Below are 20,811 nucleotides of genomic sequence, written 5' to 3' on the forward strand. Positions count from 1 at the left end.
CTCCGGCCCACTGCTGCGGGCGCCGGCCGGCTCTGTCGGCGTACGCGGGGTGGACTGTGCCGGCGGCCCGGCCGGGTCTGCCGGCGGCATGCCTCCGCGGGGTCGGTTCGGCTCCGCTGGTGCGCCGTCCGGGCCGAGCTCGGTGCGTTGCTGCTTGGCAGAGCGCAGGTCGTCGATCCAGCCGAACTCCTCGCCGGCGACCGGCTCCTCCGGCTCGGGCTCAGCCGCCCGGCCGCGACCCCAACGGCGGGTCTTGGCGCGGGGATCGCGCCGCTCGTCCGGGCCCTCGTCCGGGCGGTCCCCACCACGCGATCTCACTGTTGACCCTCTCCTGCGGCGTCGGTGCCGCTGTCCTGCATCGTGCCGGGGGCGCCCGTGCCCGTCGTCGGGCGGGCGGCCCCCGGGGATAGCGCTGACGCTGTCTGCGCCGTTACGGACGGCTCGGATGTCGGTGTCTCCGGGCGGGTGGCCGGGGCCGGCAGACCACGCACGATCCGGCGCAGCAGCGGCAGCCGGCTGGCCACCGACCGCTCCGCGCCGTGCGGGCTGGGCTGGTAGTAGTCCGTGCCCACCAGGTCATCCGGGACGTACTGCTGGGTGACCACGCCGCGCTGGTCGTCGTGCGGGTAGCGGTAGCCGGTCCCGTGGCCCAGGCCTCGGGCGCCGGCGTAGTGCGCGTCGCGCAGCCCTCGCGGCACCGGGCCACCGCGACCGGCCCGGACGTCGGCGATCGCGGCGCCGATGGCGGTGGTGGCCGAGTTCGACTTGGGCGCGGTGGCCAGGTGGATCACCGCCTGGGCGAGGTTGAGCTGCGCCTCGGGCAGCCCGACGTACTCGACCGCGTGCGCGGCGGCGGTCGCGACGCTCAGCGCCCCGGGGTCGGCCATGCCCACGTCCTCGCTGGCGAAGATGACCAGACGGCGGGCGATGAACCGGGCGTCCTCACCGGCCACCAGCATGCGGGCCAGCCAGTGCACCGCCGCGTCCACGTCCGAGCCGCGCATGCTCTTGATGAAGGCGCTGACCACGTCGTAGTGGGCGTCGCCGTCGCGGTCGTAGCGCACCGCCGCCACGTCGACCGCCTGCTCGGCGGTGGCGAGGTCGATCCGCCCACCGCCGAGGGCCGTGGCGGAGGCCGCCGCCGCCTCCAGGGCGGTGAGTGCCTTGCGGACGTCGCCGGCGGCCAGCCGGACCAGGTGGTCCTCGGCCTCGGTGGTCAGGGCGAGTGCCCCGTCCAGGCCGCGCTTGTCGGCGACCGCGCGGCGCAGCAGACCCCGCACCGCCTCGTCGTCCAACGGTTGCAGGGTGAGCAGCACGCACCGCGACAGCAGCGGTGAGATGATCGAGAAGTACGGGTTCTCGGTGGTCGCCGCCAGCAGGGTGACCGTGCGGTCCTCGACGGCGGCGAGCAGGGAATCCTGTTGGGTCTTGCTGAACCGGTGCACCTCGTCGATGAAGAGCACGGTCTGCGGGCCGCCGGAACGGCGCTGGCGGCGAGCCGCCTCGATCACCGCCCGTACGTCCTTGACGCCGGCGGAGAGCGCCGACATGGCGACGAAGCGGCGGTCGGTCGCCCCGGCCACCAGGTGCGCGATGGTGGTCTTGCCGCTGCCCGGCGGGCCCCAGAGGATCACCGACATCGGAGCCCCGCCGGAGACCAGTTGCCGCAGGGGCGCGCCGGGGGCGAGCAGGTGCTCCTGCCCGACCAGCTCGTCGAGGGTCACCGGGCGCATCCGGACGGGCAGGGGCGAATCGTCGGCCACCGCGGTGAAGCCGTCGACACCGGCGGCACCGTCGGGCGCGCTGCGCGACCCGGCGGGTTCACCGAGGGAGAAGAGGGCGTCGGACTCCATCACGAAGACAGTACCGGGCCGGGCCCACGACGCCGGAATCGCGCCGCGGGCCCGCCACCGGTGATCGGTTCCGGTCAGCCACGCCCGGGGCGACGGCCCCGGTACCAACGGCCACCGCCACCGGCGCCGCCGCCGCGCGGGCCGCTGCCCACGCCGGCCAGGTAGAGCGAGAGCAGGAGCAACCCGATGAGCACGAGGGTGTTCCAGTTGAACAGGTCGGGTGCGCCGAAGTTGGTGTCGAGCAGGTCGAGGAGCAGGGCGAAGCCGAAGACAATCGCGGCCAGGATGGCGAGCATGTCGGTCCTCCGGTGGGGGTTCCCAGTAGGTCGGCGCGTGATGTACCCAATCGGTCGACTCGCCAATCTCCACGGTGGAGACGGCCCCGCCGCGACGGCCCGGCGCGGGCGACCGACCCCCGACTCCTAGGCTGGACCGCATGATCATCGACGACCGGGTGCTCCAGGACCGGAGCGCCATCCTGGCCGCCGTCGGCCACCACCCGTTCGCCCGGCACGCGCTCGGGCGGGCCGTGCCGGCGCGCGCGTACCGGCGCGATGGCGCCGTGCTGTGGCTGGTGCCGCCGGAGTACGGTCCGGCCGGCTGCGCGATCGGCCCGGCCGAACCGGCGCTGGAGATCTGTGTCGCTCTCGCCGCCGACGGGATGCTCCAACCCGGACAGCGGCTGCACCTGCCTCGACACGAGCGCGGCCTGCTGGTCGACCGGCTGGGCGTGGCCGAGCACAGCGACTGGGACTTCCACTGGACCGACACGTCGCCGCCGGCGCAGCCGGACGAGCGGTCCGTGGTACGCCTCACCGACGCCGACCGGCCGGCGCTGGCGGCACTGGTCGACGAGTCGTTCCCCACCAGCACCTCCCGACCGGGCGACCCACGGGTGGTCGACTGGTACGGCATCCGGGCCGGCGACCGGTTGGTGGCGTGCGGCGCGGACCGCAGCCAGGGTGAGATCGGCTTCCTCGCCGGCCTGACCGTCGCCCCCGACCAGCGGGGTCGGGGGCTGGGCGCGTCCCTGACCGCGGGGATGACCCGGGCGCTGCTGGAGCGCCACGACACCGTGGGGCTCGGCGTCTACACGCACAACATCGGTGCGGCGCGGCTCTACCGTCGGCTCGGCTTCACCAACACCCTCCCACTCAGCTCGATCCGCCTCGCCTGACCGGCAGGTAGGGCCCCCTGCGGACAAGGGGCCCCCTGCTCAACGGTCGGCGGCGGGTACCGGGACCGCGGTCGGCTCGACGGCCGGGGCGGCCCGACGGCCGGCCAGCCAGGCGGGCAGGTAGAGCGGGGCGGCGACGGCCAACACCACCGCGCCGACCACCATCGCGGTGCTGATGCTGGTGACGGCGGCGAGCGCGGTCAGCACCACCCCGCCGAGCGCGCCAGCGGGCTGCGCCATCATCGAGTTCAGCGAGAGCACGCTGGTCCGGTACGGGCCGTCGACCTGCCGGTGCAGCAGCCCACTGTGCAGCGGGTTGGACGCGCCGTGCACGGCATAGCAGGCCAGGTAGGCCACCAGCACACCGACCGGCCCGGCGAACAACCCCATCCCGACCACCGTCACGCCCTGCAGGATGCGCAGCAGGGCAGCGCCCGGAGCGGCACCGAACCAGCGCAGCAACAGCGGGGTCAGCGCCGCGCCGGCGGCCGAGGCGATCCAGGCGGCCGAGTTCGCCGGCCCGAGCAGCGCCGCGGCGCGTTCCGGGTCGCCGATCACCTCGGCGAGCCGTACCGGCAGCAGCGACTCGAAGGTGATCATGCCGAAGCCCCAGAACAGCTCGACGGCCACCAACGCCAGTAGCACCCGGGAGCGACGCAGCAGCCCGACGGCCTGGCCGATCATCCGGGGCGCCTGGACCACCGAGGCCCGCAGCGCCGCGACCCCGGTGGCCGGCCGCTCCTCGACCAGCAGCACGACCAACGCGACGAGCGCCGCCGCCTGCGCCACGATGGCGGCCAGCACGGGCACCGTGAGCGCGGTGACCGGTCCGATCGGGCCGAGCGCGATGAGACCGCCGCTGAGCAGCGCGCCACCGCCGATGGCGCCGCCGATGACGGTGCCGGCGTAGCCGAGGCCGCGCTCGTACTCGGCCTCCGGATCGGCGGCCAGGGTGGCGTCGACGTACCAGGACTCCAACGGGCCACTGTCCAGCGCCCGGTAGATGCCCTGTAGGGCCCAGACCACGAAGAACAGCACGAACGAGTCGGCCACCGCGAACAGCGCCAGCGAGGCCAGGTTGAGCACCCCGGCGGCGAGCAGCACCGGTCGACGACCGAGGGCGTCGGCGAGCCCACCGGTGGGCAACTCCAGCGCCAGCACCAGCAGCCCCTGCGCCGTGCCGACCAGACCGATCTGCGGCAACGACAGGCCGCGCTCCTGCATCAACAGGATCATCACCGGGATCATCAGACCCGTGGGCAGCCAGCGCAGGCCGTAGAGCGTGAGGTAACGACGCCGAACCTGGCGTACGGTCAGCGCGCTCACGACGTCACCTCCGTTCGCGACTGCGGGGCACGCAAACCCGGCTCACTCCTCGCGCTCACTGAAGACCCTCGCGCAACGGGTAGGCGGCCAGGAACACCTGCACCGGGCGGGCCTCCGGGTCGGTGGCGGCATCGGGCTCGGCCTCGCGGTGATACCGCTCCAGCACCTGCCACACCTCCGCCTTGAGCTCCTCCAGCCGGGCCGGCGGGATGGTCATGAAGATGTCGCTCATGCCGAACCCGTCCCGCCAGGCGGGCGACCACTCGTGCTGGGTGGCGAACCACCGCTCGGCGGTCTCGGCGAGGAGACGCACCTGGTCGCCCTGGATCCACTCGATCGCGGCCCGGGCGTCGGGGTCGTCGTCGAAGTCGGTCGCTTCCCAGTTGGTGACGTCGTGCGCCGCCTGCCACCAGCGCTGCCGCCCGCTGCCCCGGTCGGGATCCTCGACGACCAACCCGACCTCGGCGAGCTGTCGCAGGTGGTAGCTGGTCGCGCCGGTGTTGGTTCCGAGCAGCTCGGCGAGGGCGGTCGCGGTAGCGGGCCCCTTCACGCGCAACGCTCCGACCAGCCGCATTCGCAGCGGGTGCGCGAGCACCCGGACCTGCCGTTTGTCGATCCGTACCTCACGCGGCGCCGGCCGTGGGACGCCTTCGTCGTTCGCCATGACTGCACACTATCTCTGCACACTTTCTGTGCACAAGAGTTGTGCATAGGAAGTGTGTACGTGCGGTGCTCAGCGGGGCGAGGACCTCACGCACTCCGCGCAGCCGCGTGCGCAGCAGGGCGGCGGCCCGGGTGGAGTCGAGGCGTACGTCCAGGGGACGGACCAGACCGCTGGCCGCGCTGGTGGTGGTCTTCAGCCCGGCCGCGTCCAGGCCGTACCGCTCGGCGACCAGCAGGCCCAGCTCGGCTCGGCTGACCGCGTCCGGGCCGGCCACGTTGAGCAGACCGGCGTACGTCGAGGCGGCCAGCTCCAGCACGGCGTCGGCCAGGTCGGTGACGTCGATCGGGCAGCGCAGTTCGTCGCTGAACAGGGTGGCCCGGCCGGCGAGCGCGTCCCGGCAGAGCTGGATCTGCTTGCTGCCCTCCCCCACGATCAGGGAGGTCCGCACCAGGGCCGCGCCCGGGTCGATCGCCCGCACGGCGGTCTCGGCCGCGGCCTTCGCGGCACCGTACGCGTGCACCGGTGTGGGTGGTTCGTCGTCGGCGTACGGCACCTGTCGTCCGGCGTGCAGCGCGTCGCTGGAAACGTGCACCAGCCGGGCACCCACCGCGGCGGCGGCGAGCGCCACGTGTGCGGCCCCGTCGGCGGTGACCGCCCAGTCCCCGTACCGGTAGGGGGTTCCGACCACGGCGTCCGGCCGCACCTCGGCGACCAGCGCGCGCACGGCGGACCGGTCGGTCACGTCCAGCCGCCGTGCCGCGACCCCCGGCACGGCGATCTCACCGGAGTGAAAGGTCCCCACCACCGACCACCCGGCGCCGAGGCCCCGCCGACAAACCGACCGCCCGAGTAACCCACTACCCCCGACAACAAGCACCCGCATCCCCGCCCCCTCCCCCACCGACGATCAAGAGGTTTGCGTCATCTCGCGGGGCGATGATGACGCAAACCTCTTGATCAACCAAGCAACGGGCGGGAGGGCGTGAGGTCAGACCGGGTCTGCTACCGGGGCTGCGGGGCCGGCTGTTCCGGTGTGGGCCGTCGCCGGGGGCTTGGGCTTGGCGTCGATGCCGGCCTCGGTGCGCTGCTGGGCGGTGATCGGGGTGGGGGCGCTGGTCAGCGGGTCGAAGCCACCCCGGGTCTTCGGGAAGGCGATGACCTCACGGATGGAGTCGGCTCCGGCGAGCAGCATGCAGACCCGGTCCCAGCCGAAGGCGATGCCGCCGTGCGGCGGCGCGCCGTACTTGAACGCCTCCAGCAGGAAGCCGAACTTGTCCTGCGCCTCCTCGGGGGTGATGCCGAGCAGGTCGAAGACCCGCTTCTGCACGTCACCCCGGTGGATACGGATCGACCCGCCGCCGATCTCGTTGCCGTTGCAGACGATGTCGTACGCGTACGCCAGGGCGCGGTCCGGAGCCTCCTCGAACCGGTCGACCCACTCGGCGTTCGGCGAGGTGAACGGGTGGTGCACGGCCGTCCAACCGCCCTCGTCCGTGCGCTCGAACATCGGCGCGTCGACCACCCAGCAGAACGCCCAGGCGCTCTCGTCGATCAGACCGGACCGCTTGGCGATCTCGACGCGGGCCGCCCCGAGCAGCTCCTGCGCCTCCCGGGTGGTGGCGCTCGCGGCGAAGAAGACCGCGTCACCCGGCTTGGCGCCGACCGTGTCGGCGAGCCCGCCCAGGTGATCGGCGGAGAGGTTCTTCGCCACCGGGCCGCGCGCCTCGCCGGTCTCGGCGTCCAGCACCACGTACGCCAGGCCACGCGCGCCGCGCGCCTTCGCCCAGTCCTGCCAGCCGTCCAGTTCCTTGCGGCTCTGCGCCGCACCGCCCGGCATCACCACCGCGCCGACGTAGCCACCCGCGTCGATCGCTCCGGCGAAGACCCGGAACTCGGTGCCGCGCAGGTAGTCGGTCAGCTCGGTCAGCTCGACGCCGTAGCGCAGGTCCGGCTTGTCCGAGCCGTACCGGGCCATCGCGTCGTGCCAGGTGATCCGCGGGATCGGTCGGGTGATCTCGTGCCCGGCCAGGTCCTTCCACAGCGCCGAGACGATCGCCTCGCCGAGGTCGATCACGTCGTCCTCGGTGACGAACGACATCTCGATGTCGAGCTGGGTGAACTCCGGCTGCCGGTCGGCGCGGAAGTCCTCGTCGCGGTAGCAGCGGGCGATCTGGTAGTACCGCTCCATGCCGCCGACCATCAGCAGCTGCTTGAACAGCTGCGGCGACTGCGGCAGCGCGTACCAGCTGCCGGGCTGCAGGCGCACCGGCACCAGGAAGTCGCGGGCGCCCTCCGGCGTCGAGCGGGTCAGCGTCGGGGTCTCGATCTCCAGGAAGTCCCGCTCGTGCAGCACGCCCCGGGCGAGGTGGCTGGCGCGCGAGCGCAGCCGCAGCGCGTTCGCCGGGCCACTGCGGCGCAGGTCCAGGTAGCGGTACCGGAGCCGGATGTCGTCGCCGGCCTCGATCTGGTCGTCCACCGGCAACGGCAGCGGCGCCGCCTCGGAGAGCACCTCCAGCTCGACGGCGGTCACCTCGACCTCGCCGGTGGGCAGCTCCGGGTTCTCGTTGCCAGCCGGGCGGCGGGTCACCTCGCCGACGACCTTCACGCAGAACTCGTTGCGCAGCGCGTGCGCGTCCTCCTCGCGGAACACCACCTGGACAACACCGGAGCCGTCGCGCAGGTCGACGAAGATGACCCCGCCGTGGTCGCGGCGGCGGGCCACCCAGCCGGCGAGCGTCACCGTCGAGCCGGCGTCCGCGGCGCGCAGGCTTCCGGCATTGTGGGTACGGATCACGGCTGGCAACTCCTCATCGTGGAACAGTCCTCACCCGCATTCTGTCAGGGGTGGCCGCCCCGCCTCCGGGCACCCGGCAGGCCGGCACGATTCGCTGGTGGGGTGGACCGGCGAACCCGACTCCCCCGACAGCCGAGCCGGTTAACGTGGCGAAATGCGCGCCGTACCGACCTGGGCCGTCGCCACGGCGGCCGCGGCGCCCGTGCTGCTGGTGGCCGGGTGGACGGTGGCGGAGGCCCGACAACCCGTCGGGTACGACCCGGTCCGGGACACCATCAGCGAGCTGGCGGGGCAGGACGCCACCGACGCGTGGATCATGGTGGTGGCCCTGGTGCTGCTCGGCTGCTGTTACCTGTCGGTCGCCGCCGTACTGCACGCGGCCGGGCTGCCCAGCCGCTTCCTGCTCGCGATCGGTGGCGTGGCCACCATCGCGCTCGTCGCCTTTCCCCGGCCGCCGGTCGGCGGGTCGCTCAGCCACGGCATCGCGGCGACGGTGGCCGTGCTCGCCCTGGTGCTCTGGCCGGCCGGCTCGGCACTGCGGCTGCCGCGCGGCCACGACACCGAGCACCCCACCCGACCGGAGCCGCCCTGGGCGTTCCGCCGCGCGGTGGGGCTCAGTGCCACGGCGGTGCTGCTCGCCCTCTTCGGCTGGTGCGCGTTCGAGGTGACAAGTGGGTCCCGCACCGGGCTGGCCGAGCGGGTGACGGCGGTGGCGGTCTCCCTCTGGCCGCTGCTGGCGGTCCTCTCCGCCCGGCGGGCGCACCTCGCCTGGTCGACCGGCGGCACCGTACGCGTCGGCCCGGACCTGCCGACCATCGGCGTCGTACCCCCGGATCCGCTCGGACCACCGAGCGGGCCCGCCCCCGGGCGACCCGACCGGCTGCCGTGAGTCGTCGCTCCGCCTGAACTGGCGTCGTGCTCTGCCGTCCGACGTCGGCCGGTCGGCCTCAGCGCGCGGCGGGTCGGCCCGAGCGCGCGGCCGGTGGACCCGAGCGCGCGGCCCGGGAACCCGCCGGTCACACCGCTACGATCGCCCGATGTCCGCCGTTCCCCGTTGGGCCCTGCTGTCGGCCGGTGGCGCACCGCTGTTCCTCGTCGGCGGCTGGACCCTGGCGCAAGCGGCCCAGTCGGACGGGTTCGACCCGGTGCGGCAGACCATCAGCGCGCTCGCCGCCACGGGCGCGGACCATCGCTGGATCATGACGATCGGGCTGGCCGGCCTGGGCCTCTGTCACCTGACGACCGCGCTCGGCCTGGTCAGCGCCGCACCGGCCGGCCGAGGGCTGCTCGCGCTGGGCGGGCTGGCGACCCTGGTCCTGGTCGCGTTCCCGCAGAACCCGGGCGGTGACTCGACGACGCACGCCGTGGCCGCCGGTGTGGCGTTCGGGGCGTTGGCCGTCTGGCCGGCCCTGGCGGTGCCCCGTCGAGCGAGGCCGTCCCCCCACCGGGAGCACCGCCACCCGCCAGCTCCCGTACGCGCGGGGGCGCTCGCCGCGGCGGCGCTCCTCCTCGGGCTGGTCGGTTGGTTCGCCGTCGAGTTCTTCACCGACGGGGCCTGGATCGGGCTGACGGAACGACTGGCGGCGGCCGCCGAGGCGGGCGTACCGCTGGCCGCCGTGCTGGTCTCCCGGCGGCGGCCGGGACCGTCCGGGCCTGGCTGACCGCCGTCGCGTTCGCCAGGTGTCGGCGATCCGGTGGCGCTCAACGCGACGCGGGCCGCCGGAGTGTTCCGGCGGCCCGCGAGCGGTGCGTGGATCAGAAGACGCTGACGCCGTAGCGGCTGAGCGCCTCGGTGACCGGCTGGAAGAAGGTCGTGCCGCCGGTGCGGCAGTTGCCGCTACCACCGGAGGTCAGACCCAGGGCGGTGCTGCCGGCGAAGAGCGAGCCGCCGCTGTCGCCCGGCTCGGCGCAGACGTTGGTGCGGATCAGACCGGAGACCGAGCCCTCGGCGTAGTTCACCGTGGCGTTGGTCGCGGTCACCGAGCCGCCGCGCAGGCCGGTGGTGCTGCCGGAGCGCTGCACCGACTGGCCGACGGAGGCGTTACCGGCGCCGGTGATGTCCTGGTAGCTGCCGTTGTAGAGGTAGACGTTGCCGGCGGCGTTGGCCGAGTTGCTGTGCCGCACGATGCCGTAGTCGTTGCCCGGGAAGCTGGTGCCGGTACGGCTGCCGAGCAGCGCGGTCTGGGCGGAGTTCGAGTACCAGCTGGCCGAGATGTTGGTGCAGTGCCCGGCCGTCAGGAAGTAGTAGGTGCTGCCACTGCGCACGTTGAAGCCGAGCGAGCAACGCCCGCCCCCGCCGGCGTAGATGGCCTGGCCGCCGGAGATCCGGGTGCTCAGCACGCCGGCCTCGGCCTCGACCCGGACCGCGCCGTTGGCCCGCGCGGCGGCGGCCTTGACCCGCTCCAGCTTGGCCCCGGTGACGGTGCTGTCGACGGAGACGACGACCTGGTTGGTGACTGGGTCGCTCCACCAGGCGGTGCCCGGGATCTTGGCGGAGCGCTCCAGGTCGGCCGTGGCCCGGTTGAGCTCGGCGGCACCGCGGGTGACGTAGCGGACGACGGCGCCGGCCTTGCTCGCCTTGCTGGCGGCGGCCGCGTCGGTCACCGTGACGACGGACTTGCCGCTGGCGTCGATGTACGAGCCGGCGGAGCGGTCGCCGAGTGCCGCGGAGATCGCGGCGGCGGCATCGGGCGACGCGGCGGGAGCGGCCTGAGCGGGCGCGCCGATGAGCGAGCCGACAACCAGGGATCCGGAAACGGCGACTGTGGCCGCAACGCGGAATGATGACCTCGTGGGTCGCATGTAACAAACCTCCTGGGCGGGGGAGCGGGTCTGCCGGGGGCGGCTGACCCGAGGGCAACCCGGCCGATCTGGGGAAACCGGCCGGATGAGACTGAAGTATTCACATACTTAAGATCATTGACAAGGCTTGAATTCGCCCGGATTCACCGACCATGATCGGCCACACGGGCGCAACACCCCTGACACGCTGGTGAACAGCCACCGTCACACCCGACCGACATGCGATCCACTTGGGCGCGCACGATCATCGATGCCTCCCCGCCGGGCACCCCTTCGCACGGCGCGCCGGGGGCGGCACGGCGACGGGCGCCGGGTCAGGGGGTGCGGCGACGGGCGCCGGGGCCCGGACTGGGCACCACGTCGCGGGGCCGAACCACGTCGTGCCCGTCGGCGCAGCGCAGTTCGGCGCGGACTTCGGCGCCGCAGTCGCGGTGCGTGACGCTGAGCGGCGGGCCCTCCGCGTCGGCGAGGTACCGGTCGCCCCAGCCGAGGACGGCGACCAGCACCGGCCACAGATCCAGACCCTTCTCCGTCAGCCGGTACTCGTGGCGCAGCCGACTGCCGGGCTCCCGGTACGGCTCGCGACTCAGCACGCCCTGCTCCACCAGGGTGGCGAGCCGGTTGGTCAGCACCTGGCGCGGAATCCCGGTGCGCACGCGCATGTCGTCGAAGCGGCGTACGCCGGTGAACACCTCGCGGAGGACCACCAGCGTCCACCGCTCACCGAGGATCTCCATCGCCCGGGCGATGGTGCAGTTCTCCACTGACCAGTCCAGAGCCGCGGGTCGCATCCGACCAGGCTAGATCTCGTTGACAGACTCAGCAACCTGCTGCCAGGCTGCGTCCATGACGCAGACGCAGGAACCAGCGCGCAGCCGTACCTTCACCTGGGCGGACCCGTCGGTCAACGCCGCCCAGGTCGGTCGCCGCAGCGGCCTCGACATGCTCCGGGCGATGATCGCCGGCGAACTGGCCGCGCCGCCGGTGATGCACCTTCTCGACATGACCCGGATGGAAGCCGACGAGGGTCGGGTCGTCGTCGAACTGACTCCGCAGGAGTTCCACTACAACCCGCTCGGCAGCGTCCACGGTGGCGTGCTCTCGACCCTGTTGGACACCGCCGCCGGGTGCGCCGTGCACACCACACTGCCCGCCGGCGTCGGCTACACCTCGCTGGACCTCAACGTGAAGTTCCTCCGCCCGGTCACCGTCGACAGTGGCACCCTGCGTTGCGAGGGCACGGTGCTGCAACGCGGTCGCCGCACAGCCCTGGCCGAAGCCCGCATCACCGACGCCACCGCCCGCCTGATAGCCCACGCCACCAGCACCTGCCTCCTCCTCCCCCTCCCCTAACCCCCGTACCCCTGCGCTGATCATGAAGTTATTGCCCCGACACGCCGACGCGAGTGGCAATAACTTCATGATCAACGGCCTGAGGGTGGGGGTGGGTGGGGTGGGGTGGGGTTAGCGGAGGGCTAGGCGGGCGGCTCGGGCGTCGCGCTTCTCCTCGAAGCGGCTCGCGGCCCGGTCCAGGCCTTCCAGCTGGGCGGCCAACTGCTCGCGGGCGGCTTCGCCGTCGGAGTTGAGGCCGGTCACGTTGAAGACGTCCCACTGGCGCAGGACCGGCTGGAGCACGTCGTCGCGGTGCTGGCGCAGGTCGTAGATGCCGGCCAGGGCGATCGCCACCGACTTGCGGGCGAAGCCCTCGATGCCGTTGCCCGGCATCTGGAAGTCGGCCACCACGTCGGCGACGGCCCGCATGGCCTGGCTCGGGGCCAGCTCGAACGCGGCCGCGAGCAGGTTGCGGTAGAAGACCATGTGCAGGTTCTCGTCGGCGGCCACCCGGGCCAGCAGCGCCTCGCAGGCGGGGTCGCCGGTGGCCCTGCCGGTGTTGCGGTGCGAGATGCGGGTGGCCAGCTCCTGGAACGAGACGTACGCCAGTGAGTGCAGCACCTCGTCGCCGTGGGCGTTGGTGTAGCCCTCGGACATGTGCGTCATCCGGGCCCGCTCCAACGCCACCGGGTCGACCGCCCGGGTGACGGTCAGGTAGTCGCGGATCGCGACACCGTGCCGACCCTCTTCGGCGGTCCACCGGTGCACCCAGGTGCCCCACGCGCCGTCGCGGCCGAACAGGGTGGCGATCTCGTGGTGGTACGAGGGCAGGTTGTCCTCGGTCAGCAGGTTCACGATCAGCGCGGTGCGGGCCACGTCCGGGATGGTGGAGTCGGTCGGTGACCACGCCTCGCCGCCGAGCGGGCCGTCGAAGGTCCGACCTTCGCTCCACGGCACGTACTCGTGCGGGAACCACTCCTTGGCGAGCGAGAGGTGGCGGTCCAGGTTGCGTGCGACCACCGGCTCCAACTCGACGAGCAGCGCGGTCTGACTGAGTGTGGTGCTGACGGTCACGAGAAACTCCCTACGGTGGCGTAACTTACGCTACCGTAGGTCCCCGCGGCCGTCAGCGCCAGTGGAGACACTCAACCGACCGTGGGTTTGAGGTCTCCCAGGGGTGGCGTCCACTCCCCCGCACCGGCCGTGACCTGCTCACCGGAGCGGATGTCCTTCACCTCGTCGGGCGCACCCTCGGCACCGGGGAACCAGACGTACGGGATGCCGCGCCGCTCGGCGTAGCGGATCTGCTTGCCGAACTTCGCCGCGCTCGGCGACACCTCGGTCGGCACCCCGCGCCGCCGCAGCGCCTCGGCCACCCGGTTGCTGGCCGTACGCTGCTCCTCGCTGGTCACCGCGACGAGCACGGCGGTCGGCACCTCCCGGGAGACCGACAGCTCCCCCGCGCCGAAGAGCAGCCCGAGCAACCGGGTCACGCCGATCGAGATCCCCACCCCGGGGTACGAGACAGCGCCGGCGCTGGCCAGGTTGTCGTACCGACCGCCGGAGCAGATCGAGCCGAAGCGCTCGTAGCCGCGCAGCTGGGTCTCGTAGACGGTGCCCGTGTAGTAATCCAGGCCACGGGCGATGCGCAGGTCCGCCACGCAGAGGCCGGGTGAGTGCTCGGCGGCGGTCTCCACCACCCGGACCAGCTCGTCGATGCCCTCGTCGAGCAGCGGGTCGCTGACCCCGAGCGCCCGGACGGCGTCGGCGAACGACGCGTCCGGGGCGGAGATCTCGGCCAGCGCCAGGCACGCCTTGGCCTGCGCCTCGCTCGCCCCGGCGGTCTGGGCCAGCAGCTCGGCCACCTTCGCCGGGCCGATCTTGTCGAGCTTGTCCACCGCGCGCAGCGCCGCCTCCGGGTCGGTCAGCCCGATGCCCCGGTAGAAACCCTCGCAGATCTTGCGGTTGTTGACCTGGATCGTCACCGGCGGGATCGGCAACGAGCGCAGCGCGTCCCCGATGACGAGGGGCATCTCCGCCTCGTGGTGCGGAGCCAGCGTGTCCCGGTCGACGATGTCGATGTCGGCCTGGACGAACTCCCGGTAACGACCCTCCTGCGGCCGCTCGCCCCGCCACACCTTCTGGATCTGGTAGCGGCGGAACGGGAAGGCCAGCTTGCCGGCGTTCTCCAGTACGTACCGGGCGAACGGCACGGTCAGGTCGAAGTGCAGGCCGAGCTGGTCGTCCGCACCGGCGCCCTCGGCGTCGGCGTGCAGCCGCCGGATCACGTAGACCTCCTTCGAGGTCTCGCCCTTGCGCAGCAGCTGGTCCAGCGGCTCCACGGCGCGGGTCTCCAGCGGCGCGAAGCCGTACAGCTCGAAGGTGGCCCGGATCTTGTCGAGCACGAACTGCTCGATCATCCGCTGGCCGGGGGTCCACTCCGGGAAGCCGGAGATGGGCGTGGGCTTGCTCATCGGCGTACTCCTTGCGGTTCCGCGCCCACGGCGCGGTGGTGTCGTGGGGTCCGCGCGCGGCGCGGACAAAGATCTAGAGGCCCCGGGTGGGCGCGGCCGGCGACGTGCCAGCCACCTCGATGAGGTACGGGTTGCTGGCGCGCTCGCGGCCGATGGTGGTGCTGGGGCCGTGGCCGGGCAGCACGACAGTGTCGTCGGCCAGCGGAAGGATCTTGTCGCGCAGGCTGGTGAGCATGGCCGGCATGCTCCCGCCCGGCAGGTCGGTACGGCCGATCGACCCGGCGAAGAGGACGTCACCGGAGAGGCACAGCTCGTCAGCCTCCCAGCCCGACCCGGCGCCCGGCAGCCGGAACAGCACCGACCCGCCGGTATGGCCCGGGGCGTGGTCGACGGCGATCTCCAGGCCGGCGAGCGTGAGGGTGGCGCCGTCGGTCAGCTCCGCCACGTCCTCAGGCTCGGTGTAGCTCAACCGGCCGCCGAAGAGCGACGTCAGGTCGGTCGAGAGGCCCTTGGACGGGTCGGCCAGCATCTCCCGGTCACCGGGGTGCACGTACGCGGTGATGCCGCGCGCACCACAGACCGGCGCGACCGAGAAGGTGTGGTCGAGGTGGCCGTGGGTGAGCAGCACGGCGGCCGGATGCAGGCGGTGCTCGGCGAGCAGCGCGTCGAGCTGGTCGAGCACCCCGATGCCGGGGTCGACCACCACGCACTGCTCCCCCGGCGCGGTGGCAACCACGTAGCAGTTGGTGCCGAAGGCGTCCGCGGGAAAGCCGGCCACGAGCACGGGCGCTGTCCTTTCCGTCGAGCAGCTGTCGTCCTGCACAGCAGCCTATCGGGCGTGCCGAGCGAGTTTGTCGCGTCCGTCCCGCCCGCCCCGTCCGGCACAGTGACAACCTCCGATAAGCGCTGCTCGGGACGGGGTGGACCTCGTACACCACATTCCCAGTCACTAGCCGTACACTCTGGCGGGCGTGTGGCGCGGCACACGTGACGCCCGGACGGGCCGGGGTGACCGGCCGCCGGCGACGACCAGGTAGAGGAAAGGGGAGCACGGGTGGCTTCCAGCAGGGACCGGCAGCGCAAACTGGCGCGGGCCAAGCTCGACCGGCAGTTGGCTCGCCGGGCCGCGTCTACGCGGCGCCGACGGCAGATCCAGGCCGGGGTTGGCGCCGCTCTGATCCTCGTGTTGGTCGTGGCCGGCTCAGCCTGGGCGCTCGGGGCGTTCGACTCCGACCCGAAGCAGAACACGGCCGCGGAGGACACCTGCCTCTGGACGCCGCAGGACGCGACGGCCAACACCAACCTCAAGGACGTCGGCACGCCGGCCACCAAGGACCTGCCCACCGACGGCACCCGGGCGATGACGGTGACCACCAACCAGGGCGCGCCGATCACCGCGGAGCTGAACCTGACCAACTCCCCGTGCGCGGCGGCGAGCATCGCCCACCTGGCGAGCCGGTCGTTCTACGACAACACCAAGTGCCACGAGATCACCGCCGAGGGCGCGCTGCGCTGTGGCGACCCCAGCGGCACGGGTCTCGGTGGGCCGACCTACTCGTTCTACGACGAGGAGCTGCCGACCGTCCCGTCGGCGTCGCCGTCGGCCAGTCCGGCCCCCAACCAGCCGCCGACGTACCCGAAGGGCACGGTGGCGATGGTCTCCAACCCGCCGGGCAGCAACGGCAGCCAGTTCCTGATCTTCTTCAAGGACTTCACCACCGCCGACCCGAAGTACCCGGTCATCGGCCGGGTGACCGGCGGGCTGGACGTGGTGGAGAAGATCGGTGCCCTCCCGACCGTGGACAATGGGACCGGGGCGAAGGTCAAGCCCAGCACCGATGTGACGATCCAGAGCCTCACGGTCGGTGAGCCGGTCACCGGTGCGGCACCGGCGCCGTCGGCCTCCGGCACCCCGGCCAGCAGCCCGACCGCCGGCTGACCGGGCGCCACCACCCACCCAAGCGGCACTCAGCAGCAGACAGCCAGGAGGATCCAGGCGTGACGTCCACCAGAGAGCGGCAGCGCGCGGCGGCACGCGCCCGGCTCGAGAAGGAGATGGCCGAGCGCTCGGCCAAGGCCCGCAAGCGCCGGCAGACGACGGCGATCGTCAGCGCGGGTGCCGCGCTGGTGCTCGTGGTCGCCGGCACCGTCTGGCTGGCGGTGAGCCTCGGCGGTGACGACGACAAGCCCGGCACCACCACCGCGGCGCCCGGCGCGTCCGAGTGCGTGTACAACGCGCTGCCCGCCGAGCAGCGGCCCCCGCAGATCAAGGACGTGGGGGTGCCGAGCAACCAGCAGTCCGGCACCGGCGTGCAGACCATGACGATCGACACCAACCTCGGCCCGATCACCGCCAAGATCGACCGGTCGCTGGTGCCGTGCACGGCGGGCAGCTTCACCCACCTCGCGGAGAAGAACTTCTTCGACAACACCAAGTGCCACCGTCTCGTGACCGAGGGCATCAAGGTGTTGCAGTGCGGTGACCCCAGCGCCACCGGCAACGGCTGGCGGGACACCGACGGTCAGGGCGGCCCGAGCTACCGCCTGCCCGAGGAGAACCTGCCCACCGACAAGCGCCCGCCGTACCCGGAGGGTGTCATCGCGATGGCGAACTCCGGCCAGCCGGGCAGCACCGGCAGCCAGTTCTTCATCGTCTACGGCGACTCGCCGCTGGACCCGGCGTACACCGTGCTGGGCACCATCACCGGCGGCCTGGACCTGGTGAAGGACGTGGCCAAGGCCGGCGACGACGGGGCGTTCGCCCAGCAGGCCGGCGGCGGCCACCCGAAGAAGGAGGTCATCATCAAGGACCTCACGATGAGCGCGCCGCAGGGCTGACACCCCGCGCAGACGACACAGCGCCCGCCGGCTGAGCCGGCGGGCGCTGTCGTGTTCTCCGGGGTACGCGTCGGGCCCCGGATCGCTCCAAGGGCGGCTCAGGCCCCGGAGGTGACCCGGTAGGCGTCGAAGACGCCGTCGACCTTGCGGACCGTGGCCAGCAGGTGCCCCAGGTGCTTCGGGTCGGCCATCTCGAAGCTGAACCGGCTCACCGCCACCCGGTCGCGGGTGGTGGTGACGGTGGCGGAGAGGATGTTGACCCGCTCGTCGGAGAGCACCCGGGTGACGTCGGCCAGCAGCTTGTGCCGGTCCAGGGCCTCGACCTGGATGGCGACCAGGAACGTCGAGGCGGAGGTGAGCTTCCAGCTCACCTCGACGACCCGCTCGCTCTGCGCGCGCAGGTCCTCCGCGTTGGCGCAGTCGTCGCGGTGCACGCTCACCCCACCGGAGCGGGTGACGAAGCCGAACACCGAGTCCGGTGGGACCGGGGTGCAGCAGCGGGCCAGCTTGATCCAGACGTCGCTGACGCCGCGGACCACCACGCCCGGGTCGCTGCTGCTCTGCCGGCTGCGCGGCGGCCGGGTGGCGACGGCGGTCTCGGCGATGTCCTCCGCCGCGCCCTCCTCGCCGCCGTACGCGGCCATCAGCTTCTGCACCACCGACTGCGCGGAGACCTGACTGTCGCCGACCGCCGCGTAGAGCGAGGCCACGTCGGCCAGGTGCAGGTCGCGGGCGATCGACATGAGCGCGTCGGAGGTGAGCATCCGCTGCAGGGGCATGCCCTGCTTGCGCATCGCCTTGACGATCGCGTCCTTGCCGGCCTCGATCGCCTCCTCGCGCCGCTCCTTGTTGAAGTACTGCCGGATCTTCGTCCGGGCGCGCGGGCTCTTGACGAAGCCCAACCAGTCCTGCGTCGGGCCGGCCGTCTCGGACTTCGACGTGAAGATCTCGATCACGTCGCCGTTGGACAGCGTCGACTCCAGCGGCACCAGCTTGCCGTTGACCCGCGCCCCGATGCACTTGTGCCCCACCTCGGTGTGCACCGCGTACGCGAAGTCCACGGGTGTCGACCCGGTCGGCAGCGGGATGACGTCACCCTTGGGGGTGAAGACGTACACCTCCTGGCTGGACAGGTCGAAGCGCAGCGCGTCCAGGAACTCGCTCGGGTCGGCCGCCTCGCGCTGCCAGTCGAGCAGCTGCCGCAGCCAGGTCATCTCGTCGATGTGCGCGGGCGGGCCGACGATCTGGGTGCCCTTGTGCTCCTTGTACTTCCAGTGCGCGGCGATGCCGAACTCCGCGGTGCGGTGCATCGCGTACGTGCGGATCTGCATCTCCACCGGCTTGCCGGTGGGCCCGATGACCGTGGTGTGCAACGACTGGTACATGTTGAACTTGGGCATCGCGATGTAGTCCTTGAACCGGCCCGGCACCGGCTGCCAGTTGGCGTGGATCACACCCAGCGCCGCGTAGCAGTCGCGAACCGTGTCGACCAGGATGCGCACACCCACCAGGTCGTAGATGTCGTTGAAGTCGCGGCCCCGCACTATCATCTTCTGGTAGATCGAGTAGAGGTGCTTGGGCCGCCCGGTGGTCTCCGCCTTGATCTTGGCGGCCTTCAGGTCGGTCTGCACCTTCTGCGTCACCTGCCGCAGCAGCGCCTCGCGCTGCGGCTGGTGCTCCCCGATCAGCCGGTTGATCTCCTCGTAGCGCTTCGGGAAGAGCGTGCCGAAGGACAGGTCCTCCAGCTCCCACTTGATCGTGTTCATACCGAGCCGGTGGGCGAGGGGCGCCAGGATCTCCAGCGTCTCCTTGGCCTTCTGCTCCTGCTTGGGGCGGGGCAGGAAGGTCAGGGTACGCATGTTGTGCAGCCGGTCGGCCAGCTTGATCACCAGCACCCGCGGGTCCTTGGCCATGGCCACGACCATCTTGCGGATCGTCTCGGCCTTGGCCGCGTCGCCCAGCTTGACCTTGTCGAGCTTGGTGACGCCGTCGACCAGCAGGGCGACCTCGCCACCGAAGTCGGCGCGCATCTGGTCAAGGGTGTACTCGGTGTCCTCGATGGTGTCGTGCAGCAGCGCGGCGACAAGCGTGGTGGTGTCCATCCCCAGGTTGCCGAGGATCGTCGCCACCGCGAGCGGGTGGGTGATGTAGGGGTCGCCGGACTTGCGGTACTGCCCGGAGTGCCACCGCGCGGCCGTGTCGAAGGCGCGCTGGAGCAGCCGGGCGTCCGCCTTGGGGTGGTTGTCCCGGTGGCTCGCGATGAGCGGCTCGAGCACCTCGCTGACCTGGGAGGTCTGCCAGGGCGCGTTGAACCGGGCCAGCCGGGCCCGGACCCGCCGGCCGGTGGGCGCGTTGGAGAGCCCGAAGCCACCGCTGGGCGACGGGTCGATGCCCGCGTCGGTCGGGAACGGCACCACGACACCGTCGGCGCCGGGCGACGCCTCGACACTGGGCGGGCCGCTGGTCGGACGCACCGCGCTCTCGCCGGAAGCCGTGCCGGAGCCGCTGCCGTTGCCCGTCACCCGGGCCGGCGCGTCGCCTGTCCGGTCAGTAACCGAGCCGTCAGCGTCGCCTGTCGGGTGCACCGTGCCCTCCGCCGGAGGGACGACATCGTGGGACACCGGCCTCCTCACCGCTCGCCGGAAACACGCCGGCCGAACATCGGCCGACCTGGTCTCGCCCGCCGGACGGGTTACCGCCGGCGTCAGCAAAGGGCAATGCTACTCGCACGGACGGTCCCCTGCCGCTCCGCCGGACGGTCGGCGCCGGGCCCGTCCGACCGGTACGGGATCAAACGGTCAGCAGAGTACCGACCGGTTCAAACGGTCAACAGGGCGTGGACGGGACGCGGCGCCAGTCGCTCACGGCCACCCAGGAAACCGAGCTCCAGCAGCACGGTGAAGCCGGTGACGGTCCCGCCGGCCCGCTCGACGAGGTCCAGCGTCGCCTCGGCGGTGCCACCGGTCGCCAGCACGTCGTCTACCACCAACACCCGGTGCCCGGCGGTGAAGGCGTCCTCGTGCACTTCGAGGGTGGCCTCGCCGTACTCCAGCGCATAGGAGACCGAGTGCGCCGGGCGGGGCAGCTTGCCGGCCTTGCGCACCGGCACCACGCCCACCCCGGTCGCGTACGCGATGGCCGCCGCGACGACGAACCCGCGCGCCTCGATGCCGACCACCACGTCGAAGGCGTCCCGCCCGTGGTACGCGACGATCCCGTCGATCACCTCACGGAAGACCTTGCCGTCGGCGAACAGTGGCATCAGGTCCTTGAACAGGACGCCGGGCTTCGGGAAGTCGGGCACGTCCAGCATCCGACTGGCGACCAGTCGGGCGGCCTCCGGGCCACTGTCCCCGCGCGCTGCGGTGCTGTGGGTCTCCGTCACGGCTGTTTCGCTTCCCTTCAACGACGAACGGCGTCCGGCAACAGCATGCCGGACGCCGTTCGGGTGATTCCTGTCGGGTCAGCGCCGCTTGGCGCCACCCGGCCGGTTGCCGCCGCCACCCGGGCGACCGCCGCGGGCACCGGTCGGCCGCTTGCCCGCCGGCCGA

19 protein-coding genes and 1 pseudogene are annotated in these 20,811 nt (G+C 72.3%); 6 read left to right on the top strand and 14 right to left on the bottom strand.

The genetic code is table 11. The features are described from left to right. The 3 genes and pseudogenes from PSH25_RS15570 to PSH25_RS15580 form a co-directional block, all read right to left on the bottom strand. Positions 1–318: pseudogene (locus tag PSH25_RS15570) on the bottom strand (hypothetical protein); the annotation flags it as partial. After that, entirely contained in the window at positions 315–1,853 is a 1,539-nt protein-coding gene (locus PSH25_RS15575) for a replication-associated recombination protein A (RefSeq protein WP_238659772.1), read from the bottom strand. The pseudogene PSH25_RS15570 and the gene PSH25_RS15575, both read right to left, overlap by 4 nt. Positions 1,854–1,927: 74 nt before the next feature. Further along, positions 1,928–2,149 (bottom strand): hypothetical protein, encoded by a 222-nt coding sequence (locus PSH25_RS15580; RefSeq protein WP_238659773.1) that lies wholly within the window; start codon positions 2,147–2,149, stop codon positions 1,928–1,930. Between the two features lie 140 nt (positions 2,150–2,289). Here PSH25_RS15580 and PSH25_RS15585 point away from each other — a divergent pair, with 140 nt between their 5' ends. Beyond that, positions 2,290–3,030, top strand: coding sequence for a GNAT family N-acetyltransferase (locus PSH25_RS15585; protein WP_238659774.1), 741 nt, complete (start codon positions 2,290–2,292; stop codon positions 3,028–3,030). Positions 3,031–3,069: 39 nt separating this feature from the next. Here the strand turns inward: PSH25_RS15585 and PSH25_RS15590 are convergent, their stop codons facing one another. From PSH25_RS15590 to aspS, 4 genes are all read right to left on the bottom strand, one after another. Continuing rightward, a complete protein-coding gene (locus PSH25_RS15590) occupies positions 3,070–4,356 on the bottom strand; it encodes an MFS transporter (RefSeq protein ID WP_238659775.1) in 1,287 nt (428 codons plus the stop codon). A 55-nt stretch (positions 4,357–4,411) separates the two neighbouring features. Continuing rightward, positions 4,412–5,020, bottom strand: coding sequence for an ArsR/SmtB family transcription factor (locus PSH25_RS15595; RefSeq protein WP_238659776.1), 609 nt, complete (start codon positions 5,018–5,020; stop codon positions 4,412–4,414). After that, positions 4,980–5,903 (bottom strand): sugar nucleotide-binding protein, encoded by a 924-nt coding sequence (locus tag PSH25_RS15600; RefSeq protein ID WP_238659777.1) that lies wholly within the window; start codon positions 5,901–5,903, stop codon positions 4,980–4,982. The genes PSH25_RS15595 and PSH25_RS15600 overlap by 41 nt, the downstream gene beginning before the upstream one ends. Before the next feature lie 105 nt (positions 5,904–6,008). Next, positions 6,009–7,814 (bottom strand): aspartate--tRNA ligase, encoded by a 1,806-nt coding sequence (gene aspS, locus PSH25_RS15605; RefSeq protein WP_238659778.1) that lies wholly within the window; start codon positions 7,812–7,814, stop codon positions 6,009–6,011. 154 nt (positions 7,815–7,968) lie between these two features. Here aspS and PSH25_RS15610 point away from each other — a divergent pair, with 154 nt between their 5' ends. Together PSH25_RS15610 and PSH25_RS15615 are read left to right on the top strand one after the other, a co-directional pair. Further along, positions 7,969–8,703, top strand: a complete 735-nt coding sequence (locus PSH25_RS15610) for a DUF998 domain-containing protein (RefSeq protein WP_238659779.1) — start codon at positions 7,969–7,971, stop codon at positions 8,701–8,703. A gap of 148 nt (positions 8,704–8,851) precedes the next feature. Then, positions 8,852–9,475, top strand: coding sequence for a DUF998 domain-containing protein (locus tag PSH25_RS15615; protein WP_238659780.1), 624 nt, complete (start codon positions 8,852–8,854; stop codon positions 9,473–9,475). Between the two features lie 94 nt (positions 9,476–9,569). Here the strand turns inward: PSH25_RS15615 and PSH25_RS15620 are convergent, their stop codons facing one another. Both PSH25_RS15620 and PSH25_RS15625 read right to left on the bottom strand, forming a co-directional pair. Then, positions 9,570–10,616, bottom strand: a complete 1,047-nt coding sequence (locus PSH25_RS15620; protein ID WP_238659781.1) for a S1 family peptidase — start codon at positions 10,614–10,616, stop codon at positions 9,570–9,572. A gap of 314 nt (positions 10,617–10,930) precedes the next feature. Further along, positions 10,931–11,407 (bottom strand): winged helix-turn-helix transcriptional regulator, encoded by a 477-nt coding sequence (locus tag PSH25_RS15625; protein ID WP_238659782.1) that lies wholly within the window; start codon positions 11,405–11,407, stop codon positions 10,931–10,933. Between the two features lie 55 nt (positions 11,408–11,462). Here PSH25_RS15625 and PSH25_RS15630 point away from each other — a divergent pair, with 55 nt between their 5' ends. Further along, positions 11,463–11,969 carry a PaaI family thioesterase gene (locus PSH25_RS15630; RefSeq protein ID WP_238659783.1) on the top strand — a complete coding sequence of 169 codons (507 nt, stop codon included), beginning with the start codon at positions 11,463–11,465 and terminating at the stop codon, positions 11,967–11,969. 111 nt (positions 11,970–12,080) lie between these two features. On the opposite strand, the gene PSH25_RS15635 is transcribed toward PSH25_RS15630, so the two are convergent. The 3 genes from PSH25_RS15635 to PSH25_RS15645 all read right to left on the bottom strand — a co-directional run bounded on the left by PSH25_RS15635 (position 12,081) and on the right by PSH25_RS15645 (position 15,206). Continuing rightward, positions 12,081–13,022, bottom strand: coding sequence for an acyl-ACP desaturase (locus PSH25_RS15635; protein WP_238659784.1), 942 nt, complete (start codon positions 13,020–13,022; stop codon positions 12,081–12,083). A gap of 71 nt (positions 13,023–13,093) precedes the next feature. Next, complete coding sequence (gene hisS / locus PSH25_RS15640) at positions 13,094–14,422, bottom strand: histidine--tRNA ligase (protein ID WP_238659785.1); 1,329 nt, start codon at positions 14,420–14,422, stop codon at positions 13,094–13,096. Between the two features lie 73 nt (positions 14,423–14,495). Then, complete coding sequence (locus PSH25_RS15645; RefSeq protein ID WP_238659786.1) at positions 14,496–15,206, bottom strand: MBL fold metallo-hydrolase; 711 nt, start codon at positions 15,204–15,206, stop codon at positions 14,496–14,498. 270 nt (positions 15,207–15,476) lie between these two features. Here PSH25_RS15645 and PSH25_RS15650 point away from each other — a divergent pair, with 270 nt between their 5' ends. Together PSH25_RS15650 and PSH25_RS15655 are read left to right on the top strand one after the other, a co-directional pair. Further along, on the top strand, positions 15,477–16,361 hold the full coding sequence (locus PSH25_RS15650) for a peptidylprolyl isomerase (RefSeq protein ID WP_238659787.1): 885 nt from the start codon (positions 15,477–15,479) through the stop codon (positions 16,359–16,361). A 59-nt stretch (positions 16,362–16,420) separates the two neighbouring features. Further along, positions 16,421–17,260 carry a peptidylprolyl isomerase gene (locus tag PSH25_RS15655; RefSeq protein WP_238659788.1) on the top strand — a complete coding sequence of 280 codons (840 nt, stop codon included), beginning with the start codon at positions 16,421–16,423 and terminating at the stop codon, positions 17,258–17,260. 98 nt (positions 17,261–17,358) lie between these two features. Here the strand turns inward: PSH25_RS15655 and PSH25_RS15660 are convergent, their stop codons facing one another. After that, positions 17,359–19,881, bottom strand: coding sequence for a RelA/SpoT family protein (locus PSH25_RS15660; protein WP_238659789.1), 2,523 nt, complete (start codon positions 19,879–19,881; stop codon positions 17,359–17,361). A gap of 197 nt (positions 19,882–20,078) precedes the next feature. Further along, positions 20,079–20,645 (bottom strand): adenine phosphoribosyltransferase, encoded by a 567-nt coding sequence (locus PSH25_RS15665; protein WP_238659790.1) that lies wholly within the window; start codon positions 20,643–20,645, stop codon positions 20,079–20,081. Between the last annotated feature and the right edge of the window lie 166 nt (positions 20,646–20,811).

Origin of the sequence: Micromonospora foliorum (assembly GCF_022229015.1) — a bacterium.
In the GTDB taxonomy this organism is placed as follows: domain Bacteria; phylum Actinomycetota; class Actinomycetes; order Mycobacteriales; family Micromonosporaceae; genus Micromonospora; species Micromonospora foliorum.